Origin of the sequence: Paenibacillus phytohabitans (assembly GCF_013141775.1) — a bacterium.
GTDB lineage: Bacteria > Bacillota > Bacilli > Paenibacillales > Paenibacillaceae > Paenibacillus_AQ > Paenibacillus_AQ phytohabitans.
This window is the reverse complement of record NZ_WHOB01000021.1, coordinates 155631-181062: the sequence shown is the minus strand read 5'-3', so window position 1 is coordinate 181062 and position 25432 is coordinate 155631. Positions and strand designations below refer to the sequence as shown.

The following is a 25432-nucleotide window of genomic DNA, read 5'->3' as shown; positions in this document are numbered from 1 at the left end:
CGTTTGAACAGCCTGTTATACTGAACAAAGCTATAATTTCGAGTAAAATCTTACACTGTTCTCCTATATCATTTGCTAAGCGCCTGACAAGCCGTGATAATATGAATAGATCCAAATCCTGTCCAGAGGTGTTGCCCTGATGATCCGACTTCTTATTGTTGACGATGAACAAACTACCCACGAAGGTCTTATGAATTACATTGAATGGCGGGATCTGGGCATAGATATGGTTAAAGCTGCCGGAGACGGCTGGGAGGCGCTTCAGCTCTGCGGCAGCTTTAGACCCGACATTGTTCTTACTGACGTTAAGATGCCCCGTATGGATGGTATAGAGCTTGCCATGAAGCTCAAGCAGCTCCTGCCGCAGTGCAAAGTCCTGTTCCTTAGCAGCTATGCCGACAAGGCCTATCTCAAATCAGCTATTCAATTGAAAGCGCTTGACTATATCGAGAAGCCCGTAAATCTGGACCACATCCGTGAGCATATCCGCCATGCGGTTGAACTCTGTCTGGAGGAGCGCAAAATGAGAGCTATTGAGCATACATTCCGCAATCAGAGTGAGCTACTGGAGCAAGAACAACAAGCTCTGTTCTGGATTGCCGGAAATGTCAGCAATAATCAGGATGAAATGCTAATTAGAGCAAGCACATTGTTCCCGCAAGGAGCCTCATTCGTAACAGCAGTGATCAAGCTCCACCATCTTACGGAACAGGATAACCAGAATCTGATGCCGAACAAGAATACGCTTTTAGAACAGATCGGCCTGCGCTTCTCTGCTATAAGTATTGAGGTACTTAGAGGCTTCAAGGACCCCCAGCACATTATCATTCATGCTTTTTCCAGGAGCCTGGGAGCCCCGGAGGATCTGGTTAATGCTTTAGCCTTGATCCGTTCAGATATTCAGGCCGTATTACAGAAGCCATTGCTAACATTTATCGGAGTCGGACAACTTGTACATCACCCTGAGCGACTGATCACTTCTTACCATACGGCTGTCATTGCGCTTCAGCGGCAGTTCTTCAAAGGGTACAATCATATTATCGTGTACCATGAACAACCACGGGCGGCTTCAGGTGATTCGTTCAGAATTTCTGCTCTCGAGTCCACATTTGCCATAAGTCTTGAACAAGAAAACGAGAAGGAAGCTTTCGCCCTCGTCGCAGATGCGGCAAGCGCATTGGAATTAGATGAAGATTTACTGGTCAATGATGCCAAAAATATCTTTTCGGACTTACTCCTCACACTCTTCAAATTTGCCGATCAAAAAAAGGTCACCCTTGCCGAATTACGTGAAGACAGGGAATATTTATGGAATGTTTTATTTCAATTCAACACATTGCATGAGATGACAGCTTATACCGAAGATAAATTAACGGTATTCTTTAACAAGCTCCGGGATAAGCCCTCTGGCGGATCAATAACGTCTAGTATTCAGAAATGTGTGCATGCGAATTACAAAAAAACGGAGTTATCGATCAAAATGATCGCGGATCAGCTCTTCCTGACACCGAATTATCTGAGCCTCCAGTTTAAGAAGGAGACCGGTATAACCATTAATCAATATATTACCGATTACCGGATTGCGAAGGCCAAGGAGCTGCTTGCCGACCGGCAATACAAGCTTTATGAGATCGCAGCGCATGTCGGGATACAGGATGCGAATTATTTTGCCAAAACCTTCAAGAAAGTTACAGGTATGACGCCTTCGGAATATAAGGAGAAACATACATGAACTTTCTCAGACTCTACCGGAATATGAAGATGAAGAACAAACTTATGCTGCTGAATTCTTTATTGATTCTGCTCACCCTTAGTTCAGTCTTTTATATCTCCTATTCGCAAAGCTCTAAATCTCTTAATCATGAGAATCTGAATTCCACCAAACAGCTACTGGAGCAAACCGAGTCGTTCTTGTCCTACAAAATTTCAAAAATACTGGATGTTTCCGACTCTCTGGTCCTGGATGGCAATCTGAACGAGATGCTTCTACGGCCGGTAACGGATTATTCCATTCATGAACAAATACGGGATTTCGGAAATGTATCGCTTAATCTGTCAAATTTACAGATGGACGATGATATCTTCCGTATCCGGCTCTATATCCCGGATGAGCTGGAGTACGCCTATGAAATGTACAACTTCTTTCCTTATAGTGAATTCGCTGCTTCACAAGAATATGAGGTACTGAAACAACATATTGGAAAAGTATTATGGATTACGGATAAAGATGCGCTTAGCTCTATGAAACAATCCGATGTTCGTTCGGTTCATTCGATCCGATTCATCCGGAACCTGGGATCACTCGACGTCAGATTGGGCGTCTTGAATGTTGATGTCCGTGAAGACGTCCTTGAGGATATCGTAAAAAGAGCAATTACTTCGGTCAGAGGTGTTGCTTATCTTCAGAACTCCAAAGGCGAGCTCATTGCAGAATCAGATCAATCGCAGGTATTACGCTGGAAGCTGAACCTGGATAAGGCCGCCGAAATTGCGGGCAGGGATGATAACTGGGAAATGCTGGAGCTTGGCGGTGAAAAAGTCATGGCCGGTGCTAAGCAGATTTCGGGAACAGACTGGAATCTCGTATCTATTGTTTCATTACGGGAAATCTACGCTTCAAGCTATAAAGTAAGGAATCAAATTTTCATTTTTATCGTGCCGCTTGCCATCGCTCTTAATATTCTCGTCTATTATATTTCCCGCTCTCAAACCCGGAGAATCGGGATGGTCATCCGCAAAATGCGGAAAGTACAAAGCGGTGAATTAATCCCGGTGAATTATGACGGCAGCCGGGATGAAGCCGGACAATTAGTGGAGAATTTCAACTATATGGTTGAACAAATGAAGATTATTCTCGAGGAGCAGTATACGCTGGGTCAGGAAGCCAAGAGCTCGGAAATGAGGGCATTGCATTCGCAGATTAATCCCCATTTTCTGTATAACACGCTTGATCTCATTAATTGGACAGCAATCAAGCACGATGTACCTGAGATATCGTCGCTGGTACAGTCGCTTAGCCAATTCTACAAACTTAGTCTCAATAAGGGTGAAGAAATTATCACTGTGGGCAAAGAACTCGAGCATGTCCAGCTATATGTTGATATCCAGAACCGCAGGTTCGGAAATACGATTCATCTGCTTATTGATGTAGACGAAGCTCTATTTGAATACAGTATGCCTAAAATTACACTTCAGCCGATTGTAGAGAATTCCATTCTTCATGGGATACGTGAAACTGAAGAGCGCAGAGGAGAAATCTTCATTTACTCCTTCCGCGAGCATAATGCCATCGTCCTTGCCGTTCAGGACAACGGCATCGGAATTCCGGAAGAAAGGGTGCATTGGTTCAACACTCCTGGGGAAACCAGCGAGAAACAGGATGGTTATGGCATAAGGAACATTAACCACCGGATCCAGCTCTTGTATGGCCTGTCTTACGGATTACATTTCGAAAGCCGTCTTGGTGAAGGAACAACCGTGGAAATCAGAATTCCTAGTTCCACACCAACACCAAAATACCCGGCAGATCTCCTATGATCGCCGGGTATTTTCACTTGGATTTATTTGTTTAATTCCTGCTTCAGTACACTGAAGCCATTGGGACGATAGACGGTAAGCACTTGCTGCTGCACAGAATTTGCTGATACTGGGATGCTCAAGGACAGAATATCCCCCGGCTGCATAGCAGGGACCGCTTGGCTGACTGCAGCTTCATCTGCCGAAGACACCGTCACATAATAGCCGTGTACAGCATAGCTGGGAATATCATTCCGGCATTTCAGTGTTACCTCGAGCTCACCTTCGCATCGCACGGATGCTTCTGTGAGCAATAGCGGTGAAGAAATCTCGCGCAAGGCGGCGAACGAAGGCTTCACCCGGTTATGAATATCAAGCGAACCATGAACCCGCTGCTTCAGCTTGCCTTCACCGTCTTCTCCCATCTGCGTACGGTAATCATTTAAGCTGAAAAAGATTAATGCGGCAAACTGGGGATACTGGCGGTAAATCTCTGTCTTTTGCCTAAGGATCTCGGTTCGTCTGGCATCTCCGCCTTCATAAACCGGCTCACAGAGTCCGTACTCAGCCACAACAATGGGCTTATCCGGATAATCGGCAATAATCTGCTTAATTACCTCATGCTCATCCAGGTCACCATGCCATGTGCCGATATAGTCATTCCACATTAACAGGTCTCCAGCTCCGGTAGCATCGCTTCCAGGCTGGAAGTGAATCGTGTTGCTTACGTAGTTGATAATCCGGCTTGCGTCCAGCCGCAGAATCTCTTGCTTCAGCTGCTTCATGTACTGCCGCGTGATCTCCGATTGGCCATTCAGTTCATTTCCCATCCCCCAGGCAAAAATACACGGGTGATGCGAATGATCCGTAATCATCTCCGTAGCCTGTGATAACGCTAATGCGAAAGTGTGCTGATCCGGCTCTGCCGGCTGTTGCCAATGCGGGATTTCTTCCTGCACCAGAATCCCGTTGCGGTCACACCAGTCCAGCAGCTCACTGCCCTGCTGCCAGTGGAAACGGGTAATGACACAGTTGGCTTCCTTCAATCTCTCCAGCATCGCCACCAGATCTTCCTGTTTCTCGGCCATACCGCTCACCGGGTTCGAACCCGGCATCCATTCTACGCCCATCAGGCGGACAGGCTCCCGGTTTAACCAGAGCTCATGACCTTTGACGGCAATCTCCCGGAATCCAAAATTCACTGCTGTGTGGTCTTCAACCTGCCCTTCTTCCCGGAGGGTGAGCTGAATCTGATACAGATGCGGTTGATCGAAGTGCCATAGCTCCACCGGAGACAACTTAACATCTGTAAGCTGCCAGGTTACCGCCCCGGGAGGTATGGTCCGTACATCATGCCAGATTCTTACTTCATCTTTGAATATCCCGATCTCTACGGTTGCTGTAACGGATGGCCCACACAGTTGCATCTCGGCAATTACTTTTCCGGCAGCCTGATGACCCGCTTGTCCGAACTGGACTTCCGGGCTGATTTTAACTTGTTTAATCGCTGTTTGCCCGGTCACTATGAGCTGTACAGGCCGGATGATTCCTCCGTCGTCCGCCCAGTCAAAGCTGTTTCCTATAGGAAGCGCCTGATCACTATTCGAATTATTCACTTTTACCGTAATCCGGTTCTCCGCTCCGTACTTGATATTTGCACTCAGGTCTATTTCAAATGCTGTATACCCTGAGTTCCAGTGCGAGCCTGCATGCTGGCCATTAATCCAGATCACTGCATCACGATATACGGCCTCAAAATGGATGCGGATGCGGCAGCCGCGCCAATCCTCCGGAATACTAAGTGTATACTCATACCACCCGGCTCCCCGGTAATCCTCCAGACCTTCCTGTACATTCCAGGTATGCGGAACAGTAACTGTAATAGGAGAAGGCAAGCCTATGGCTTGCCACTCTCCCTGTTCTCCCAAATTTGCAGCGTCCGGTTGAAATCTCCAGCCTTCGTTCATACGTACAACTTGACGCCCTATGTTAATCAAGGTCTTCAGCCCTCCTTATTTTTCGAGTGAACCATAGCTCCTTGATGATTGGGTTCCATTTGGAGAGCCAATTCAAGCTCGGTTCTTGCCTCTTCTTCACGGCCAAGTCCCAGCAGTCCAAGTCCTCTCATATACCGGCAATGGATTACATTACGCAAATTCAGATCATCCTCAAAGACCAGGAAGTCCGGCAGGGATACGGCAAAGTAATCGATTTTGATATCATCGAAAATATGCTTCTCTGCATAATCAATCAGTTTGTTGAAGCGGCGCTTGGCTTCCTTCTCGTTATGGAGCTTCAACCAGGCCAGACCCTGGTAGTAGATCATTTCCGGCGGCTGGTCATTGTAGAACATCGCACTTGTAGGCTCGGCCAGGCCTTGTGAAGCTATAGTGTAACTGGTGATGGCTTCTTGTTCCCGCTGAAGACCTTCATAGGCTACGCCAAGATAATAATAGATATTATTCTCCTGGGCCCCTTCCAGCTTGCCTTCGCCCAGATTCAGCGGATAGACCAGTGCTTGCTCCAAGTGCTCGGCTGCTGACTTATAGTTGCCCTCTTGCAGTGCCTGCTTGCCAAGCTCGGTATGAGCGAACTTATATTGTCCGGTTACCTTACCTTCTCCACCTTCCCAAGGATGGAAATTACGCTGGGACAAGGCAGCTACAGCATCTTGATAACGTCCAAGATTGTTAAGCAGGGTCACATATTCGACATACAGATCGTCCCGCTTCTCAACCAGCTCCCGCTGCTCGTCCAGGATATGAAGGCGTTCCTCCGTGGACCAGGCCAGCTTCTTGCGCAGCTGATCCAGTTCAAACAGGATACGCACATCCTGCGGTGCATAGGCAAATGCCTGCTCCAGCGAGGCTAGCGCCGCCTGCGGATTATTCTGCTTATTATAATAGGCCAGGCCCAGATTGCGGTGTACGGTCGGATAATCCTTCCGCAGCTCACGGGACCGCTCCCAGCTTGCAATCGCCTCATCAGGCCGTTTCTTGTCGTAATAGAAATTGCCGAGATAATAATGCGCCTTGTCGTCCTCAGGATTCCCATGGACTGCGCTTTGCAGCAGTTCAAGTTCAAACAGGGTATTCGGGAAGCAATAGATAGGGTTAGCCAATTGTCCCTTGCGGCGGGCCTCCTGAGCCTGTTCAAGTTGTCCGGTTCTCTCATATAATTCACCAAGTGCATAGTGCAGCATCGGATAGACAGAATCTTCCCGGTTTACTCTTTCGCCTACAGCAATGGCTTCCTCATACAGACCGCAGTTCATATAATCTGCGATGACATTAAGATAGTTATGAGCGTCATTTCTCATCAGGCGGTGCAGTTCAGACAGAACATCCTCTGCCACAGTGTTGTCTTCCAAGGCCAACTGGCTGAGCAGCGCCAGCTCATTCTGGGCTCCGAAATCTGCAACATCCATTTGAAGGGTTTCAAGTGCAAAGGTCATGGCTTTATCCACAAACCCAAGCTTACGCAGCATCGCCGTCTTCAGGTTACGCGCTTTGTAATTACGGGAATTGCGGATGAGCGAGCGCTCAGCCTGCTCCAGTGCCTCGGCATACTGGCCTTTCTGGCTGGAAATTTGAGCGAGAGAGAAGTACCCGGCATCCTGCCAGGCTGCCGACCATACCGCTTTGTGGAACGCTGTAAAGGCTTCCTCCAGACGGTGTTGGCCGCGAAGCGCTACTCCCAGCTGATAGTATGCCTCACTGTCATACGGGTTAGGATTACGCCAGGTCAAACGCTCGGTTGCTTTGCGGAAATACTGCTCGCTATCTGTATAGAGTCCGCGGCGGAGCAGCAAGGTTCCATAAGCTACATTCAGCCGGATATCCCCGCTATCCCTTTTCAAGCCTTCCAGATAGTAGGCTTCTGGTTCAAACGTAGCATGCCGGTATTGCTCCAGGTGCAGGCCCGCCAGATACAGCTCTTCTGTCGAACGCAGCTCTTCAGGTACTGCCAGTGGTTTGGCAGCTTCAGGGACACGCTCAATATCCGGACGTTTCGGCTGATAGGAGATCAGCAGTCTGCCTTCTTTATTTCGCACAGAGAGTTTCAAATCATGCTCCTGCTCCCCGCTGCCGAGCGTGACAACCGTTTGGAAAACATCTACAGGGGATAACTTCACCGTTTCCTGCAGATAACGGCCCGCTGCTCCGCTTAGTTCCACGACTGCCTGTTCAAGGACAGAAGTCGCATACACTTTGATCACTGCCTGTCCGGCATCCGCATCAACCTCCAGATTGACGGCTGCCTCGATGGAAGCATTCTTTACGACACCAATGTTCTTATAAGGCATGAAATACTGGGTGAAGGTCTTCTCCTCGTAGGGCTGCAGCCAGGTGAAGTCGGGCTGGTTGTCTGTGTATACACCCGTCATGAGTTCAATGTACGGGCCGTCTTCATCCGTCAATTGACGGTCCCAGGCCTGGCCGAATTCACCGTTCCCCCAGGTCCATTGCTTCTTGCCGGGAGAGATATGATGATTCGCCACATGCAGCAGTCCGGCTTCTACGCCGTGATCATAGCCGCCGACAAAATTATAATCGGATTTGTAAGCCATATACGAAGTCGGAACCGGAATGTTCTTATAGCGGGAAATATCCACGCCTTCCGAATAATCCTGTTTGTAATAGGTTCCGGTAGCGATAGGAAAGCGGGATACATCGCGCTTGCCATGGTCAAATACAGCTGTTACATCCGGAGGAAATACGGATTGCGTATGGTCATTGACTGCTACAGCCGGATTTGCCCACCACAGGAAGGTCTGCGGCTCAGGGGTCCGGTTGTACAATTGAGCATTGATTTCCAGATATGCCTTACCCGGATAGAGCTTGAATGCAGCAGTTACTTTCGTCCCGTACATCCGGTCAATTTCGCTCACCCACACTGTAGCGCTTCCATTATCTGTTGCTTCGTATTTGTATTCAACCGGACCGAATGTATTCGGGCGGTGATGCTGCGGCCAGTTGAATTCAATGCCCCCGGAAATCCAGGGTCCCGCCAGACCTACGAGTGCCGGCTTGATGACCCGGTTATAATATACGAAATCGTAATTGTTCGTTTTGTCGAGCGCCCGGTAGATTCTGCCGCCAATTTCCGGCATGATTTCAATCCGGACATATTCATTCTCCAGAATAACCAGTTTGTAATTTTTATCATGCTTCACATCCGAAATGCTCTCGATGACCGGATGCGGATACACACGGCCGGAGCTTCCCTGATAGACTCGTTTCTCCAGAAACATAGGATTGGGGTCCGCTTCACCCGCCTCATAGGTTGGAATCAATACGCTTGTCTCCCATACCTGTACCTGGTCGGATCCGGCTGGAGTCGCCTCCAATGTATGCTCTATAGCCTCATGCTTCATGTTTGAACTGCCTCCCTAGTCTTGATAGTTATACTTTAGCCTCTGGCAGCGAAGGTTCCAATTGACGAAATGCGGGAAGTAATGGATTATATTCTTATTCGAAAATATATGAGAAGCCCAAAAGCATTAAACTTAAAGCGTATTCGTCACTGCGGTGAACATTTGGACTTCCGGCCGCTGTTAGGTTTGGATTTCCTGATTTTGACCGCTGTCTGCGGTAGAAATCCAAACCTAAAGGCGGACGCTATCGCTCCTCCAGTTCCAAATTTCCCCTCCGCTCCTTTAAGCTTTTTGTTTTTCTTATTCAGTATATATAGTATTTATTGGGAGGGTAGCACAATGAATCATGACCATATCCGCAAGCCTGAAGGGTTTGTTGAGGAGAAGTTATATGTACTTCCGGAATACTGGATGAAGGAACTGGAGCAGGAGGAGCTGACGTCTTCCTTATTTATTACCGACATCGGCTATTTCCCTAATGCCCAGTATCATTACAGGGAACGCCCCGAAGGCAGTCCGTCGCATATATTCATTTTTTGCGAAGCGGGAGAGGGCTGGATTGAGCTGAATCATGGAGAACGAATGAACCTCCAGCAGGGAGATATGATGATCATTCCTCCCGAAACTGCACACCGTTATGGGGCTATGCAGGAGAGGCCATGGAGCATCTACTGGTTTCATTTCAAAGGCAGCCACGCTAATAGACTGGTGAAGCTATTCGGATTGTCTAACGCTCCACTCTCCTTATCACCAAGCGGCAAAGCCCGGTTAATTGAATGGTTCATCCCTGCCTTCGAAATGCTGGCCGAGCGGACCTATGCCTTGACTACCCATGTCCATGTGGCCCAGACTACGAGACAGCTGCTCTCCGGAATTGGCCTCAATGCCGGGAAATCTGCACAGGAGAAGAAACGCGAAACCTATCTGGAGCAGGCGATTCAATATATGAATGGACATATGAATAGCTCCATCTCACTTATCGAACTGGCTAATCATGTCGGGGTATCGAAGCAGCATCTGATCTATCTGTTTAATGCTGAGACCGGAGTCGCTCCGATCGAATATTTCCTGCGGCTCAAAATTCAGAGGGCCGGCCATCTTCTGGATCTTACTGAACTAAGCATCAAAGAGGTTAGCTCTGCCGTGGGTATTCATGATCCTTATTATTTCTCCCGGCTCTTCAAGAAGATATCTGGGGTTTCCCCTTCAAGCTACCGGAAGATTCCGAAGGGATGAATTTCCACCTCCAAATCCCCCGCCAGATGGAACTTTTCTCAAAGTTAAGTTATAAAAAAGCGGCAGTCAAGACCTTAATCCCAGTCTTGACTGCCGCTTTATTTTGCTGATCCGCTTATGGTGCTAAATAAATGTTGGGCTGTGGAGGTGTAGTCATTCCCTCTCCTAGATAATAATCAGTCAGATGCGACTGCGTATACCCTTTGATTGTCATGCTGTTCCGATAGGCCGGGTTTTGGGCAAGAGTATAGAGTCTTGTACTGGTTGGTATATCCGTGGTGAAAATAACAAGCTCTGCATTCCCGTAACTAGGCATAATGATTTCTTCTCTCCAGTCCCCGATAATATCTCCATAGAATACATGAGTACTCCGATAATTAAGAACTGTGCTGTGAAATTTATAGGTTGTCAATAAACGGGAAACTGTATTTGTACTATAGTTCCACTTCTCAAGCTTGGATTCATTGATGCTTTCACTAAGCAGGTCGCCATCCCACCATATCCGGAAGGCTGGCCATGGCAGTCCGACTGCTGTTGTAATCTGTGTATTAGTCTGACCGTTGTAAACACCTGAGAAAGACCAGACCTCATACCCAGCGTAGCGAGGGTCAATATCGCCTACATCACCACGTCCCACATCCCCTGCAGGAGGCGTTGTGCTATGCTGCCAAATCATTGCACCTGTAGCTGCATTGTAGTAGTACTCCAGTAGGCCTGTCGGGTTATCCTGTTGAACACCATAGCCCTGAAACGCGGACGAGGTAGGGCTAAACTTCCCGATATAGAACCGGTCACCATGTTGAACCCCCTGATCGAACAAAGAATAACGCAGTGTACCATCGCCGTTAAGGACAAAGCCAATATCCGCAATCTCATCCTTGCCGTCGCTGTCCAGATCCACGATACGCATCTGGTGACCATCGTCGGCGCGCTGCCCGTAATCCTCACGCTTCCATTTCCAATCCATCACAAGGTTATTGCCCGTATAATGATAAGCTGCAAGCACTAGATTAAAGCCTTTATCTGCATTACGGTTTTTCATAAAGGCCACAATGCTTGGTGTTGTTCCGTTAAGATAGCCGATCCCGAGCTGCATGGCAAGCGGACCTACGGAGAGATAATCGTCCGGGAGTGCCTGGTATTTCTTAAGTTTGCCTGTCATGCCGTCAAGCACAGCAAGCCATTGTTTATCGTCGCTATTACTTGTTGACCATACAGTGCCATCTCCAAATGTAACCCCGTTGGCGATTCTGATTACAACTTCCGCTTTGCCGTTTCCGTCTAAATCATACACGGTGACGCCATCCCACATCCCCACATCAATTGCTGTAGAACCGGGGGAGATATTATCCTGATTCGTGCTGTTCACCCCCAGATTAACAGACCACAATAAAGTACCGTCGCGTTTATAGGCTTCGAGCGATTGTGTAGCTGTTCTATTACGGGACACCAGATAATCATATTCATGATCTCCATCAAAATCCCCTACCCAAACATTCCCGATTTCACCTCCGCTTTGAATGGGAACAACGAATGCAGGCTCACTGGCAGTATTTGCAGCAAGCGTATAAGCTGCACTTGCCCCCTGTTCCACACCGCTGATAACGGGCTTGACGTAGTATGCATTATTTTTGGTAAGATCTGCTGTCGTGTCTGTATAATTAGTCCCCGCACTTAGAACAGAACTGTTTAGTTTGACCGCAGTCCCCCCCGCTGTAGAACGATAGAGATTAAATCCGATTCCTGACGGATCTAAGGCCAGTAAACGCCAGCTGATGAAAACATTAGAATTACTCCGCACGGCAACAACGCCCCGTCCCAGGTTCTCCATCACTCTCGGGCCTGCCGCTGCGCTGACAGAATGAACAGGCGCTACTGTTGCTGCAATAGGTACAACAACAAATATGAAACTCAAAATGCATATCATTGATTTTAAGCTGCGCTTCAATAGAATCTCTCCTTCTGAGGATAAATTGAATTACTTTAGGAAACTTTTCACAATCCTATAAATCAGTGACCGCCTCCTTTCTTCTCCATCCAAAAACAACCTCAACATTCCTGTTCTAATGAATGTGAGGTCGCTTGGGGTCGTATATGAAGCTTTTGTGTAATATCTTAAACGGTGTTTATTCCCTGGCCTGATACAGCCTGAATAATACCGCTGCTGCTTGTGCTCTGGTCGAACTGTTCTCAGGTCCAAAATAACCCTGGGTCAATCCGTTCATCAAGCTGCCCTGCTGTACTGCGTTCACAGCCTCTCTGGCATACGGAGAAATCTTCGCCAGATCGAGAAACGCTGCGGGTTCTCCGCTATTGCCGCCGGTAGCAGTTAGCCCGAGCAGCTTCGAGGTGCGGTATATAAGCACTGCCATATCTTCGCGGCTGATCGGGTCGCTCACCCCGAAGCTTCCGTCTGCCTTGCCCTGGATAACACCGGCTTGATGGGCTGCGGCGATAGATTGAGAATACCAGGCATTGGGTTTCACATCCGTAAAGACTGAGCCTGCCGGTGTATTCTCCATTTCGAAGAGATTAACCAGCATCTGAACGAATTCCGCACGGGTGACCTGCCCCCCTGGCACGAAATGCCCTACGCTGCGGCCCTGAATAACTTCGCGGGCCGCCAGTCCAAGGACCGCCTCGTTCGCCCATGAATACCCCGCCATATCCCGGAAGGAAACAGACGCATAGTTAATCGTGTACTTGCTGAAATGGTTGGGCTTGAATTCGGCCTGGCCCGTTAAGGCATTATACCGGCCATTCTTCACGACCTCTAGTATGCCATTATCAGTGATATGATTAATAATGACTTGGGTGGAACTCTCACCAGGCTGTGGCACATATGACAGCTCCACCTTGATATTCCCATTAAAGACGGCTGGCTGAATGCCATCCAGCAGCAACGAGAAATCATATACAGGCGCGTTGCCTACCCTTTCCCTGATTTTCAATGGCAGTGCTGTGGAATCGGCCTTAGTGATAATAAGCTGCAAACTGGAGGAGTCAGATATCAGCTGGCCGTTTAAGAGATCTACATGAATTGTAATTGAAGCCCAATCTGTCTGGAACTTAATCGTAACCGGACCATCCGCTACTGAGGCAAGCTGCTTCCAATCTTGAACCGGAAGATGAATGCGTAATTCCGTAGCGTCAGACGTCATATGGATCTGAAGCGTTAAAGCACCCTCTTTAGCCATTCCGGCAGCAGCAAGGAGATCTTCGCGCCGAACATTGGCCGAGGCGATTCCTTGGCTGGAAGTTACGGCTTCCAGAGTGACCTTGCCCGGATTCGAACCGGAGCCTGGCTCCGATGATGTAACTGATGACGGCGCCGTTGTGGACGCCGGGCTTGGTGAGGACGCCGGACTTGGCGTGGATGTGGGGCCTGATGTTGGTATTGGTGTTGATGTTGATATCGGGCTTGGTGTTGGAGTTGTAATAGGTTTTGCTGAAAAAACTGTCACTTGTATCTCTTCCCCAAGTGTTCCGGTCAAAGACTGGCCCAGGTGATTGAGCGCGGTCACAGATTTAAGCTTCACCGGAGCTTTACCCTCATCAGCAGCTTTAAAGGTCAGCGCAAAGAGATCCCAGTTTCCACTGAGTCCGGACTTCAAGCCTGTGTAAGTATACACAAGCAGAATTCTGCCTCCGCTAACTTCAGGCTCCCGGATAAAGGCCTGCCCTCTCAGGCTGCTGGAGTAGCCGGTATACTGCAGCTTTGCCGCATCATAAGTGATCTCCAGTTCAGCACCATAAACATCAGTAAGGGATTCACCTTTAACTGTAATGACTACGTCCTCTCCGGTCTTCACGCTCGCAGCGGAAGCTGCCAGACCAAACGTATCCGCTGCCTGTGCTACAGCGGCAACAGGCAGCAAAGCCGTTAGCAGCAGTGAAATAATAACAAATACTTGAAGATATCGTTTCAACTTTCCAACCTCCCTTCAATGCAAGGAATGGAGGAGGATTTCACCTCCCCCGTCCCTTGGCAAGTATTAATTCAGTATGCGCTGTGCCATATGCACAAGGTCGGACAAATCCAGCTCACCGTTATTGTTGAAGTCGTACATACGGAGTGACGGCCAGTCCGTATCACTGCTGGTTGCATGATAGCGTGCAGCGATCAAGGCCAAATCACCGATACCAGCCGTTTGGCTGGCTGCATTGCGGAATTGCTCCAGTGCCTGCGCCAGAGCGTTCTTGGCTGCATCCACCTCTGCTTGCGTGGCAGTGCTCTGATTGAATACTTCTGTGGCGGCGCTGATACTGGCCCGGATCGCATCAATCGCGTTCTGCGGGTAGTATCCATAATGCGGCGCTGCCGGATTCAGAACCTTCGCAACGGATACAGCGGATGAGGCCTCGCTGAGAACTGCCGACAGCTCAGCCTTGTTCACCGGAATCTCTGCTGTAATATCAAGTGTGTATGGAGTACCGCTGCCCACAGCCACTTCGTTGCCGAACTGATCTCCGAGAACAACTCCGCTAATGCTCACTTGGCTGCCCGTTGCCGGGGCTAATGCCCGGAAGGTCAGGTCCAGCAGATCAAGTGTGCCGGTCACCGGGCTTGAGGTTCCTGTACTCGCCTCAATGATCTTGACAGTACCGGGTACAGTAGCGTTTCCTATCACATCAAAGCCCGTAATCAAGGAGTTTACATCCACATATTCCATGACGGACGGATCATAATTGAACGTGGCCGATTTGGCGTACACACTGTCTGTAACATTCACCAAACCGTATCTCAGCTGGAATGACTGTCCCGTAGTCACCGCGTCAGGCCCTGTTAGCTGGTAGGAAGGGGCCGGTGACGGCAGAGCTTTTACCGTTATCTTCACATCTGCTTTGAAAGCACCGTCATCTGTAGTAACGGTAATTGCCGCAGTCCCGGCTTTGTTCGCTGTAACCTCACCGCTAGTGCTGACAACCGCAACAGCAGAATCACTTGTACTCCAGCTGACCGCTGAATTAGTAGCATTCTCTGGCGAGAGGGTCTCGGTAAGCTTCGAGGTTTCTCCTTCTGTTAAGACTAATGTCTCCGGATTAACAACCACACCCGTTACAGGCACAATTACAGGAGATGTATCGCTCCCCACATGAACATCAATGCTTACTGAGAATTCCATACCTCCCGGCAGATTCTTGTATGAATCCACCTTCAGTGTAATCTGCGCTATCCCTTGCCCGATTGCCGTCAATTCGCCGGTATCCGTATTTACGGCCGCCACTTCCGGATGGTCAGAAGACCATGTAACGGACTTGTAGTCGGACCCGCCCTGGAAAATACTAGCTTGAAGCTGAACCTTCTGTCCATCAGTCAGATCCAGCCGGTCATCCTGGATGCTGGCATCATTTGAATAGATGTCAATCGACTCAACAATAATCGGGATCTTGACACCGATGGTTGCCTCTGCCGCTACGCCAGACTTCGCGGTTACCGAAATGATGGAGGTGTCAACGATATCCCCTTGAGCGCCATCTATCAATGCGGCTATAGCATTACCTCTCTGGTCAATGGTGATTGCATTCGTGTTGGAACTGGACCAGGTCAATCGCGGGTCCGCATTCAACGGAGTTACTTCTACAGTCAATGTAGCGGAATCGCTTGTAACTAGCTTGGAAGGCACATTCGTCAAGGTAAGGGTCTGTACCGGAGCAACGAACCGCCCGAATACCTTGAATTCATTCACCCCCGTGTATTGCTGCGACGTACCGCCTTTCTTCATGACTTCGTTTATCGTCAATTTAATATAGCGGGCATAGGTGTCCGCCGGTAGTTTATCCTTCGTAATCGTTACTGCTACTACACCATTGGCTGTGGCGACAATTTCGCCATGGGTAATCAACGTGGTGTATTGGGTTCCGTCTTCAGACACGGACACGGTAAAGTTCTGCTGATTCCAGGTATTCACCAGCGTGGAATCGATAACAGCCGTCTGACCCAGATCGACCGTGAGCGTCGAACCATAGACATATCCGCCCGGATGCCAGGCCGTTGTGTCATTGCCGTCGATGGCATTCGCAGCGGCTGATCCGCTGCCGGTTTTGCTTGCTGTAATGGCCTTGCCCTGGGACAATAAATCAGTTGCTGTCACGGTTGAACTTGCCGTGTGCCCGCCATCCTCAGTTTTCACTGTAATGACTGCGGTACCTGCCCGGAGTGTTGTAACCAGGCCGCTCTCATCCACAACCGCTATAGTAGGATCGCTTGAGCTCCAGCTGACGGCCGGATTATCCGCAGAGGATGGATGTAACTCAGTGGTCAGCTGTGTTGTTTTTCCTGCATCCACTATCACGGATGAAGGTGTGAGCGTAATGCCTGTAACGTTCAATACGTCGGCTACAGTAACCGGTATGGTCACCGGGGCGGCCACGCCATCACTGGCGGATACCGTCAGCGTCGCCGTGCCGTTGGCAATAGCTGTAACGGTCCCGCTATCATTGACCGTGGCTACCGAGCTGTCGGATGTAGTCCAGATCAGCGCTTTATCCTTGGCATCTTCAGGCAATACGGTGGCCGTAAGGGCTTCCGTCTCTCCTGCACGGAAACGGAGACTGCTTTTGTTCAGCGTAATTGAAGCAGTATGCACGTCAGTTACGGTTACGGGAGCCTGCGCTGTCTTGCCTCCATCATCCGTGGTAACGGTAATATCCGTATTTCCAATTCCTTTGGCCGTAATCAATCCCGCGCTGCTGACAGTGGCTATACTTTCATCAGAGGAGGTCCAGGTCACACCCTGAAATGAAGCATCAGACGGGGTGACTGTTGCCTTCAGCTGCCTGGTTCTGCCAAGCTCCAGCTTCACATCCGCTGCATCCAGACTGACCGAATCTACAGGGACCTTGGTCACAGTCACTTCTAAGGTCTGGGAAGCCGAGCCATCCACAGCAGTAACAGTAATCGTAGACGTACCATCCTTTTTCGCAATCAGGGTTAAGTCTGGGGTCACGTTTGTTTGGAGGTAAAGCGTTCCCGGATGAGCCGTCTGGACAGGTTCGCCCAGGAATCCCACTACAGAAGGATCAGAGGATGTCAGCTTGACAACCTTATTCGAAGCACCCTCCGGCAGCACAGCCTTCAAAGTCGACCGCTTGTCAACGAGCAGCGACACCGAGTTATCCAAGAGATCGCTCCCCGTAAGTTCGATGCTGCCAGCCAGTGTGTCGGCCGTCACAGTCACCGTACTCGAATCCGTGAATCCCCCGTCCAATGTCTTGACCGTAATTGTAGCGGTACCCTCTCCGGCTCCGGTTACAATGCCAGCCGGGTTAACGGTTGCAACGGACGGATTGGAAGAGGTCCATATCATGTTGGAATTCGTCACCTTATCAGCCGGAGCAACGGTCGCTACAAGCTGTTTGTATTTTCCTTTTACCACGTTAATGCTCTTATCCTTCATCGTAACGCCCGTTACGGCGGAAGGCGTGATGGCATAGGAGGCAGAATTGTCGGTGAAGGCAAGCTGACCGCCCAGCACCTTGGATACAGGTTTGCCTCTCCACAAATAAGCATAAGTACCATCCAGCGCTTCTCCTTTATGTGCAAACAACGTGCGGTCACCTACAGAGGTAGGCCACGAAGTACTGGTGCCGCCTGGTAACAATGGGCTGTTCGGGCCGTCATATCCGTCACCCTCCACGATCCATTCGGCCGCCCAGTAGAAGAAGCCTATTGTCCGGTCTGTGGGATTCGGTGCATCCTGCAGAGCCTGCATATAATCGATCAGCCAGTTATACTGGCCGCGTTCCGATTTCTCGTAATATGAATTGCCAATTGAATTACCACTGCCGGTGGAGAAGCCCGTTTCGACGAAAACAACATCTTTATCCGGCCACTTCGATAAGTTATTCGTGATCATATTGTAGATAGAGCCGGTCGGCCGGCCGCCGTACAGAGAGTAGCCCTGACTGTCCCAGGTGATGCCGTGGGCTGTGTTGCTGTCAAACCACTGATTGGTCGATGCTGTGTCATAGCCGTTGTTCAGATGAAGCATTCCCCGCATAGCTGGAGATACATCTTTCATGGCCTCATATGCAGCATTAACGAGGGCAGCGAAACCAGTCCGGCCTGTAGACCATACTTTTCCGTCTGGCCATACGATTCCTGAATTTTCTTCATTGCCGATCTTCACTTGCTCGGGTTCCACGCCCGCTTCCGCCATACTCTGAAGAAAATCATAATTATAATTGTACATAGTCGTCTGAAGCTGGCTAAGTGACTGGTCCAGCCACGCCTCAGGCTTAAATCCCTTTCCCGAGCTCATCCAGCCATCGCTGTAATGGAAGGAAGGTATAAATTCCATATCATGTGCCTTGGCACGCTTCGCTAGCTCAATGGTATGCGTTTTGTCGAAGTAGCCCTCATGCATGGTATATTCGCCGCCTACCACCTTGCCCGCTTCAACGAAGACCATGGCCATAACGGCGTTAACGCCGCGGTTCTGCATGATGTCGAAGAAGTCCTGGCGAACACCGTTGGCAGAATAATGTCCGTTATAGTCCTCGATTAAAGGCAAATAGGAAATATCTACCCCTTTGAGCACGGTATTGTCTATCTCGAACACATTTACGCTGTCGACATAGGCAGGGACAGCTCCGGTATTCTCAAGATAAAGTGTCCCTTCGGTCTCACCTGCGTCCGTTGCGAAGCCAACTGTAAGCAATGAATAATCCGTTGTGGCGGAAGGCGCGCTGCGGGCGTTAGAGATATCCGCTATGCCGATCTTAATCAAACCGCCGGAATCGACCTTCCCCCTGACAGAAGCGATATAGCTGGAATCAGGATTTATAGAGATATGCTGCGCCACCTTGGCACCGGCAGCCAGTTTTAGCGTTTTTGATCCTGAATCCGCTTTCAAGGACTGGATGGCAGCATCGCCTGTCGCCGTCCACCCCGTCAAGTCATTCTCGAATCCCCAGTTTTGAACCGGGTTGTGGTCGCTTAATTCCAGTGCGAAGGAGGCATCGTCGATGGAGACCGACATCCCTGCCGTCGCGTTCTGCAGATACAGGCCAATAGTTGCCTGGCCGTTGTAAGAGATCACGTTGCGCATAACGATCAGCACCCAGCCATCGGCATTCGGGTAACCGTTTACATAACTGCGCATGACTGGTGCGCCAGTATCCTTGGCCTCCAGATAAGCATAAGGATTATTATTGGATGAAGAATAGGGGGTATAGGAATTTGTTTTCACCCAGGCCTGGAAGGTATAAGTGCCTTGCTCAAGCCCGGTGAAGGTTTGGTAAATACCCGTAGAAGGTGAATCGAAGGAACCTGTCTTGCTGGTCGACGTTACACTCGCTGAATAAGAACCTGCATATCCCGGAGTTTGGGTTGTCACCTTACCGCCTGTAGCAATCGTCTGCCATCCTGCAGGCAAAGCGGTTACTGCACTATCCGCCTCAAACCCCGGATTAGCCAGCAGATTCGTGCTTGCGGTTGACGCAGCTGCGGCGGTATGTGTTTGAAACGGGGCAATCGCCCCTGTAATACTCATCAATATCACTGCTAAAGAAAGAAAAATAATGGAGTATTTATGCTTCACCTAGTCATCCCCCTACTCATGAATGTTTAACAATGTACCTATTATTCGTTCAATTGTAACCGCTTCCGAATTTCCCTTTTAAAATAATCCCATCCTTTCTTGCTTGTTGGTTGGTTTGTCTTGACAGTTATACTTTATCCTCAGTAAAGCAAGGTTCCAATTGACTAAGTTCGGTAAATAATGGATTAAGTTCTTATTCTGATGAATAAACATCGGTGGATTATGGTAAGTTATGAGATTATCCGCTCAAACTCCATGCAAAAAAGCTCTGCAGTCCGCAGAGCTTCCTTCCTCTTCCTTTCCTTCCCCTCCGTCTACTCAACATCCTTCCCGGTAAACAGCTCCACTCTAGCTTTTACCAGCTCCGTATATTCCTTCTCCATCTTCTCAGCACCGGCTTTGTTCAGCTCTGCAATGAAATCATCGTAGATTGTATCGAAATCGGCTGTGCTGGCGAGGATGGCTTCCGGAATCCGTTTGTGGACGATATCCTGTGTTTTTTGATAGATGACCTGGTAGTCCCCATCGGTTGGTACCGGCATGTTGTACAGCGCGCCCCACTCCTTGACCGGGAATTCATCCTCCGCAGGGAAGAGATCCTTCCAGGTTGTCGCTTTATAAGCGGCCAGGCTTTCCTTCTCTGCGTCCGAATATTCGGCAAGGATCTGTTCCGGGAAGTTCGTGGTATAGTAATTATCCGTGGAATCCTTCACCCCGTCACCGTAGCGGACACCCAGGATGGAATATAAGCCAATCCCTGTATTCTTGGTGAAGTTCGCGGCATCGTTAACCTTCTGATCGAGAATATCAGCAGGAATGACACGTTGTCCATTGTCCACATTGTATTGTTTGCCTTCGATGCCCCAGTTTCTCAGCACCTGGCCTTCTTCCGAGGATAGCCAGTCCAGGAATTTAATTGCGCGGACCGGATCCTTGCAGGCTGTGGTGATGCTGATGCCATAGCCGTCCACGCCTACTGACTGCATCGCATGATCCTTATACTCCTCACTCAGCGTCACCGGGAAATGCGCATACGTATACTCATCTTTGCCGGCCGCTTTGAGGGCATTCTCCGCATCCTGATACTCCCATTCTACAGAAGTGAGACCCAGTACCCGGCCGCTGGCGATTTTGGCTTTGTACTGATCATCCTTTTGGACAAAAGAGTCCTTATCGAGCAGCCCTTCATTATACATATGGTTCAGCCAGCGGAAGTACTCCTTCTCCTCCGGTTTCTTATAATGCAGCATCGTCTCGTACGTTTCCGGATTCACATAATATTCGCCGTCATTGGTTCCGCCTGTTGTGACATCCCCCTGATTGGTGACGGTAATCATAACCTTCCAGCCGTCCGCGTTCACCGTCATCGGGATGGTCGGCTGCCCGTCCGTGGTCGGATGCTTGGCCGCATATTCCTTAAGCACATTCTCATAATCCTGCAACGTTCTGACCTCCGGATAGCCAAGCTCCTTCAATACGCGGTGCTGAATCTGAAAGCCGTTGGTTGCATCAAAATTCTGGTTATCCACACCGACATTGGTCGGGATCGAGTAAATGGCCTGGTTGTCGTTACTGTATTTCATCCGGTTCATGTTATCGCCCATTACTTTTTTGATATTAGGCGCGTATTTGTCGATCAGATCGGTCAGATCAAGGACGGCTTCCGCATCCACCAGCTTGCCCAGCTCGCCTTTGGCATAGATGAGTTCGGGATAATCCCCGCTGGCTGCCATCATGGAGATTTTGTCCTGACCGCCGCCGCTGCCGACATCGAATTCCGCATTCAGGGTAACCCCTGTTTTGGCGGTAATCTCTTTGCCGATATCATCCTGCATCTTGTTCCAGTTCGGACTGGCATCGGCACCAAAAAAAGTAAAGGTGACCGGAGCTGTATCATTTCCGCTGGTATTCCCGTTCGCAGCATTCCCGGCGTTATTGCCCGCATTGCTGCTGCAGCCTGCCGAAATGAGCAGCGTGCCTGCCAGAAGCGCCGTGCCTAGTTTTCTTGAAAGTATTGCCTTCATCTCTCTCATCCCCTTTTGCTGAATGCGTTTACAGTCTCATTTTAGCGCCGATGTTGGCGGATAACCTTGATTTTCAAGTCGCAGACTAGCATTATATAGACAAACACGTATTTCAGAGGTGGGAGCTTTATGAGCAATGTATATTTGAACTGGTTCACGACCGATGAGCATTTCCCGTTCTTTATTCAATACGGCGGGCACGAGGAAGATATGGATCTGCATATGCATGCGGATTTCTCGGAGCTTGTGATTGTGCTGAAGGGGCATGCTTCGCATATCGTCAATGATGAGGAAGCCTTTATCAAGAAAGGCAATGTATTCGTCATTAACGGCGGTACTCCGCATGCGTATAAGGACCCGTATGATTTCAAGATCTGCAACATTATGTACAAAGCCGATATGCTCAAGCTGGCCGGACCGGACTTAAGAACGCTGAACGGCTATCAGGCGCTGTTTGTCTTAGAGCCCTTTTACCGCAGCATTAACGCCTATAAAAGCAAAATGAACCTCCCCATCGTCAGCCTGGAATATGTGTCATCGCTTGTGGCCGGGATGATTAACGAATATGAGCAGAAGCACCACGGCTATCAGACCATGCTCGCCTCCAGATTCATGGAGCTTGTCGTTTATCTGTCCAGACATTATGACACTCAGGAGAAGGGCGTGGACAACAGCCTGATGCACCTCGCCAGTGCGATCTCCTATATCGAGGATCACTATCATGAACCGGTTACCCTCGATTCCATTGCCGCCAAATCAGATATCTCTGTCCGGCATTTGAACCGGATCTTCCAGGCGTATTATCAGACTACACCGATTGCTTATATTCAGCGCCTCCGGCTGGAACAGGCCTGCTCGCTGCTCAGGCAAACCAGACACCCCATTACCGAAATCTCCTATAGGTGCGGATTTAATGACAGCAACTACTTCACCCGCCTCTTCAAAAAAACGTACGGCAGGTCCCCGAAGGCTTACCGCAATCAGCAGTAGTATTTGTGTTTTACAAAATTATTCAGTATGTTTAAAAATATGAAAGGTGGTTAAGTAATGAAGATTCTCATCGTTGGCTATTTTAACGAGACCGCAAAATCAAATATTGTAAGGTATTTCCCACAAGACTGGAACGTGGTTATTGTACCGCCCGGAGAAGAAATGCTGCATCATATTGAAGACTGCCAGGTACTCATCCCTGAACATATTAAAGTGGATCACAGCCTGCTTGCTAACGCCAAAAAATTAAAATTGGTACAGACGGGTGCAGGATTTGATAATGTAGATATCCCTGCCTGTACACAGCTTGGTCTTTGGGTGGCCAATGCTGCAGGAGTGAATGCACAGGCAGTGGCCGAGCACGTAATGGCACTGATATTGTCTTATTATAAAAACATACCGTTTCTTGATCATTTTATGAAAAACAAGCTGGATGAACATCAACTGGACTATACAGGGAGTGAATTAAACGGCAAAACGATTGGGATTATCGGTTTGGGCGCTATCGGCAAAAAAGTAGCTGCGTTTTGCGGGGCTTTTGATATGAATGTGCTGGCTTATGCGAGACATGCTGCTCCTCAATCAGACAGTTTGGTGAAAATGACAGATTTCGATACTCTTCTAAGCACATCGGACATAATCAGTGTACATGTACCCTTGACTCTGCAAACCAAACAGCTGATCAACAAAGCGGCATTGAGCAAAATGAAGAATACCAGCCTTTTCGTCAATACAGCCCGGGGCGGGATTGTCAATCAAAGAGATTTGATAGATGCCTTAAAAAACGGGGATATTTCAGGCGCATGCCTGGATGTGTTTGAATCGGAACCGCTTCCCATTGACAGTGAGCTCCGGAATCTGGGTAATGTGATCCTTACTCCTCATACAGCAGGAATGCCTGATGGCCGAAAATTCCATAAAAAAAGATATGATTTCTTCATAAATAATATAAAACGTGTAGAAAATGGTGAAGAGCCAGAAAGCAAGCTCAATCAGTTATAGTTTAAACCCCAGCGGGGACGGGTGATCCTGCCGCCAGGGCAGCAGTTGCAGGGGTCCATACAGCAGGTCTGCATGGACCCCTGCTCCGTACTCTATACCGCGGGCTGATCCAGCGGCTCATAATCGAACCAGTCATACGCCGCCGGAGTAGCCAGCCCAGACCCTGACGTTGCATACATCGCAACGAATACGCCTGTGAATCCTCCGGAGATTTCTGTGCTGAGATGATGTGTCTCTCCGCTGCCCAGTTCCGTCACCCCGGACTCCGGGCTTTGAACCGAGGCTTCTATGCTGCCGGGCAGCGCCTTAATTCTCAGGATAACCGGTCCGGCCGGACATTCCTCCACATGCTCCACCCGAAGCGAACCGACCGTCCGCCGGAACACGGCGACCCTCCGGCCGTTCGCAGTGCGGAGGACCAGCTCATAATGATGCCTCTCATTCTTATACACCGTAAGCCCGGCTTCTTCTCCTTCATGCTGCGGCTCATAATCCAGCGCTGCGGCTATATTGGCCGTGAAGTGACTAAGCCGGCGGCCAACAAAAGCAGGCGCAGCAGCCTCATTCAGCGTGGCCTCGTGGCCATGCAGCACCAGATGGCCCGGCCGTTCCTCCAGCGACCAGCTTCCCTCTGCGGGATTACGTAGAAAAGTCCAGTCCAAGCCAAGCCAGTTGTCGTCGAAATGGTCCCGCACAGGCTTGACCGGCCAGCAAACTTCCGGCAGCAGCGGCGAGTCCATAACCGGCTCGATGTGGCCGCCGCTCCCAATCACCGGCCAGCCTTCAGCCGTCCAGGTCACCGGAGCCAGAAAGGTTTCCCGGCCCAGATGATGTCCCATCGGATAAGAGACCGGCCTGATCCCCAGGCAAACCGCCCACCAGCTGCCGTCCTGCGCTTCAATCAGGTCCGCATGACCCGTAGCGTGTATGCTGCTGTGCATACTGCGGTTGGACAGAATCGGGTTATGCGGACAAGCTTCATAAGGCCCGTAAGGCTGGCGGCTTCTCGCGATGGTCTCCATATGCCCGTATTCCGTTCCGCCCTCGGCGATCATCAAATAGTACCAGCCGTTAATCCGGTAGACATGCGGAGCTTCGGGATGAGCGCCGCCGGTTCCCTTCCAGATCAGCATACTCTCTGTCAGCATACACCCGGTTTCGATATCAATCTCACACTGGTAGATCCCGTTCCCCTGCTCACCGTCCCGGGCGGACTGAAAGTAGACGCGTCCGTCCTCATCGAATAACAGGGAGGGATCGATGCCGCTCTGCGCAACCGGGTACGGCTGTGACCAGGGACCTTCCGGGTTCTGTGTCTTGACGAAGAAATTGCCCATTCCGCTAACGTTGGTGGTCACCATATAGAACCAGCCGTTATGATAGCGGAGCGTCGGGGCGTATATTCCGCCGGAGCTCCCTGCATTCTCCAGAGGCAGCTGTCCGGCCGTTGTAAGGCAGTGTCCAATCTGACGCCAATGGACAAGATCCCTGCTGTGAAAAATGGGTACTCCCGGATAATATTCAAATGTGCTGGTCACCAGATAATATTCGTCACCTGCCCGGCAGATGCTGGGATCGGGATGAAATCCGGGTATTACGGGGTTGGTATATTGCATTGGCCGCGCTCCTGTCCATTTTCAATTAGCTGTAACTATCCCTACCATTGTAAATGGAGCCGGCTATATCAAACCTTAATTTTCAAGTCACCCGATTAGGAGAATATAGACATTGCCCGCAGTTCC

General features: G+C 49.6%; 12 protein-coding genes. 5 read left to right on the top strand and 7 right to left on the bottom strand.

Annotated elements, in window-relative coordinates:
- Window positions 1-139: 139 nt before the first annotated feature.
- Both GC101_RS08930 and GC101_RS08925 read left to right on the top strand, forming a co-directional pair.
- Window positions 140-1732, top strand: a complete 1593-nt coding sequence (locus GC101_RS08930) for a response regulator transcription factor (protein ID WP_171716940.1) — start codon at window positions 140-142, stop codon at window positions 1730-1732.
- Window positions 1729-3537 (top strand): cache domain-containing sensor histidine kinase, encoded by a 1809-nt coding sequence (locus tag GC101_RS08925; protein ID WP_171716939.1) that lies wholly within the window; start codon window positions 1729-1731, stop codon window positions 3535-3537. Before GC101_RS08930 ends, GC101_RS08925 begins: the two co-directional genes overlap by 4 nt.
- A gap of 23 nt (window positions 3538-3560) precedes the next feature.
- Here GC101_RS08925 and GC101_RS08920 read toward each other — a convergent pair whose 3' ends face one another.
- Together GC101_RS08920 and GC101_RS08915 are read right to left on the bottom strand one after the other, a co-directional pair.
- Window positions 3561-5513, bottom strand: coding sequence for a glycoside hydrolase family 2 protein (locus GC101_RS08920; protein WP_171716938.1), 1953 nt, complete (start codon window positions 5511-5513; stop codon window positions 3561-3563).
- A 5-nt stretch (window positions 5514-5518) separates the two neighbouring features.
- Window positions 5519-8893, bottom strand: coding sequence for a DUF5107 domain-containing protein (locus GC101_RS08915; RefSeq protein ID WP_171716937.1), 3375 nt, complete (start codon window positions 8891-8893; stop codon window positions 5519-5521).
- Between the two features lie 339 nt (window positions 8894-9232).
- On the opposite strand from GC101_RS08915, the gene GC101_RS08910 reads away from it, so the two are divergent.
- Window positions 9233-10129 carry an AraC family transcriptional regulator gene (locus GC101_RS08910; RefSeq protein WP_171716936.1) on the top strand — a complete coding sequence of 299 codons (897 nt, stop codon included), beginning with the start codon at window positions 9233-9235 and terminating at the stop codon, window positions 10127-10129.
- Between the two features lie 115 nt (window positions 10130-10244).
- Here the strand turns inward: GC101_RS08910 and GC101_RS08905 are convergent, their stop codons facing one another.
- The 4 genes from GC101_RS08905 to GC101_RS08890 form a co-directional block, all read right to left on the bottom strand.
- A complete protein-coding gene (locus tag GC101_RS08905) occupies window positions 10245-11960 on the bottom strand; it encodes a rhamnogalacturonan lyase family protein (protein WP_246354248.1) in 1716 nt (571 codons plus the stop codon).
- A 295-nt stretch (window positions 11961-12255) separates the two neighbouring features.
- Entirely contained in the window at window positions 12256-14058 is a 1803-nt protein-coding gene (locus GC101_RS08900; RefSeq protein ID WP_171716934.1) for an S-layer homology domain-containing protein, read from the bottom strand.
- A 66-nt stretch (window positions 14059-14124) separates the two neighbouring features.
- Window positions 14125-19674: an Ig-like domain-containing protein gene (locus tag GC101_RS08895; RefSeq protein ID WP_171716933.1), complete on the bottom strand. Its 5550-nt coding sequence runs from the start codon at window positions 19672-19674 to the stop codon at window positions 14125-14127.
- A gap of 314 nt (window positions 19675-19988) precedes the next feature.
- Window positions 19989-21698, bottom strand: coding sequence for an ABC transporter substrate-binding protein (locus GC101_RS08890; protein ID WP_171716932.1), 1710 nt, complete (start codon window positions 21696-21698; stop codon window positions 19989-19991).
- A 129-nt stretch (window positions 21699-21827) separates the two neighbouring features.
- Here GC101_RS08890 and GC101_RS08885 point away from each other — a divergent pair, with 129 nt between their 5' ends.
- Both GC101_RS08885 and GC101_RS08880 read left to right on the top strand, forming a co-directional pair.
- Window positions 21828-22688, top strand: a complete 861-nt coding sequence (locus GC101_RS08885) for a helix-turn-helix domain-containing protein (RefSeq protein ID WP_171716931.1) — start codon at window positions 21828-21830, stop codon at window positions 22686-22688.
- Window positions 22689-22745: 57 nt separating this feature from the next.
- On the top strand, window positions 22746-23690 hold the full coding sequence (locus GC101_RS08880) for an NAD(P)-dependent oxidoreductase (RefSeq protein ID WP_171716930.1): 945 nt from the start codon (window positions 22746-22748) through the stop codon (window positions 23688-23690).
- 92 nt (window positions 23691-23782) lie between these two features.
- Here GC101_RS08880 and GC101_RS08875 read toward each other — a convergent pair whose 3' ends face one another.
- Window positions 23783-25306: a glycoside hydrolase family 43 protein gene (locus GC101_RS08875; protein WP_171716929.1), complete on the bottom strand. Its 1524-nt coding sequence runs from the start codon at window positions 25304-25306 to the stop codon at window positions 23783-23785.
- Window positions 25307-25432 lie beyond the last annotated feature (126 nt).

Bases quoted from the DNA above. Each gene is read 5' to 3' on its own strand.
- GC101_RS08930 (WP_171716940.1), top strand. From the start codon at position 140: ATGATCCGACTTCTTATTGTTGACGATGAACAAACTACCCACGAAGGT.
- GC101_RS08925 (WP_171716939.1), top strand. From the start codon at position 1,729: ATGAACTTTCTCAGACTCTACCGGAATATGAAGATGAAGAACAAACTT.
- GC101_RS08915 (WP_171716937.1), bottom strand. From the start codon at position 8,893: ATGAAGCATGAGGCTATAGAGCATACATTGGAGGCGACTCCAGCCGGA.
- GC101_RS08910 (WP_171716936.1), top strand. From the start codon at position 9,233: ATGAATCATGACCATATCCGCAAGCCTGAAGGGTTTGTTGAGGAGAAG.
- GC101_RS08905 (WP_246354248.1), bottom strand. From the start codon at position 11,960: ATGGAGAACCTGGGACGGGGCGTTGTTGCCGTGCGGAGTAATTCTAAT.
- GC101_RS08890 (WP_171716932.1), bottom strand. From the start codon at position 21,698: ATGAAGGCAATACTTTCAAGAAAACTAGGCACGGCGCTTCTGGCAGGC.
- GC101_RS08885 (WP_171716931.1), top strand. From the start codon at position 21,828: ATGAGCAATGTATATTTGAACTGGTTCACGACCGATGAGCATTTCCCG.
- GC101_RS08880 (WP_171716930.1), top strand. From the start codon at position 22,746: ATGAAGATTCTCATCGTTGGCTATTTTAACGAGACCGCAAAATCAAAT.
- GC101_RS08875 (WP_171716929.1), bottom strand. From the start codon at position 25,306: ATGCAATATACCAACCCCGTAATACCCGGATTTCATCCCGATCCCAGC.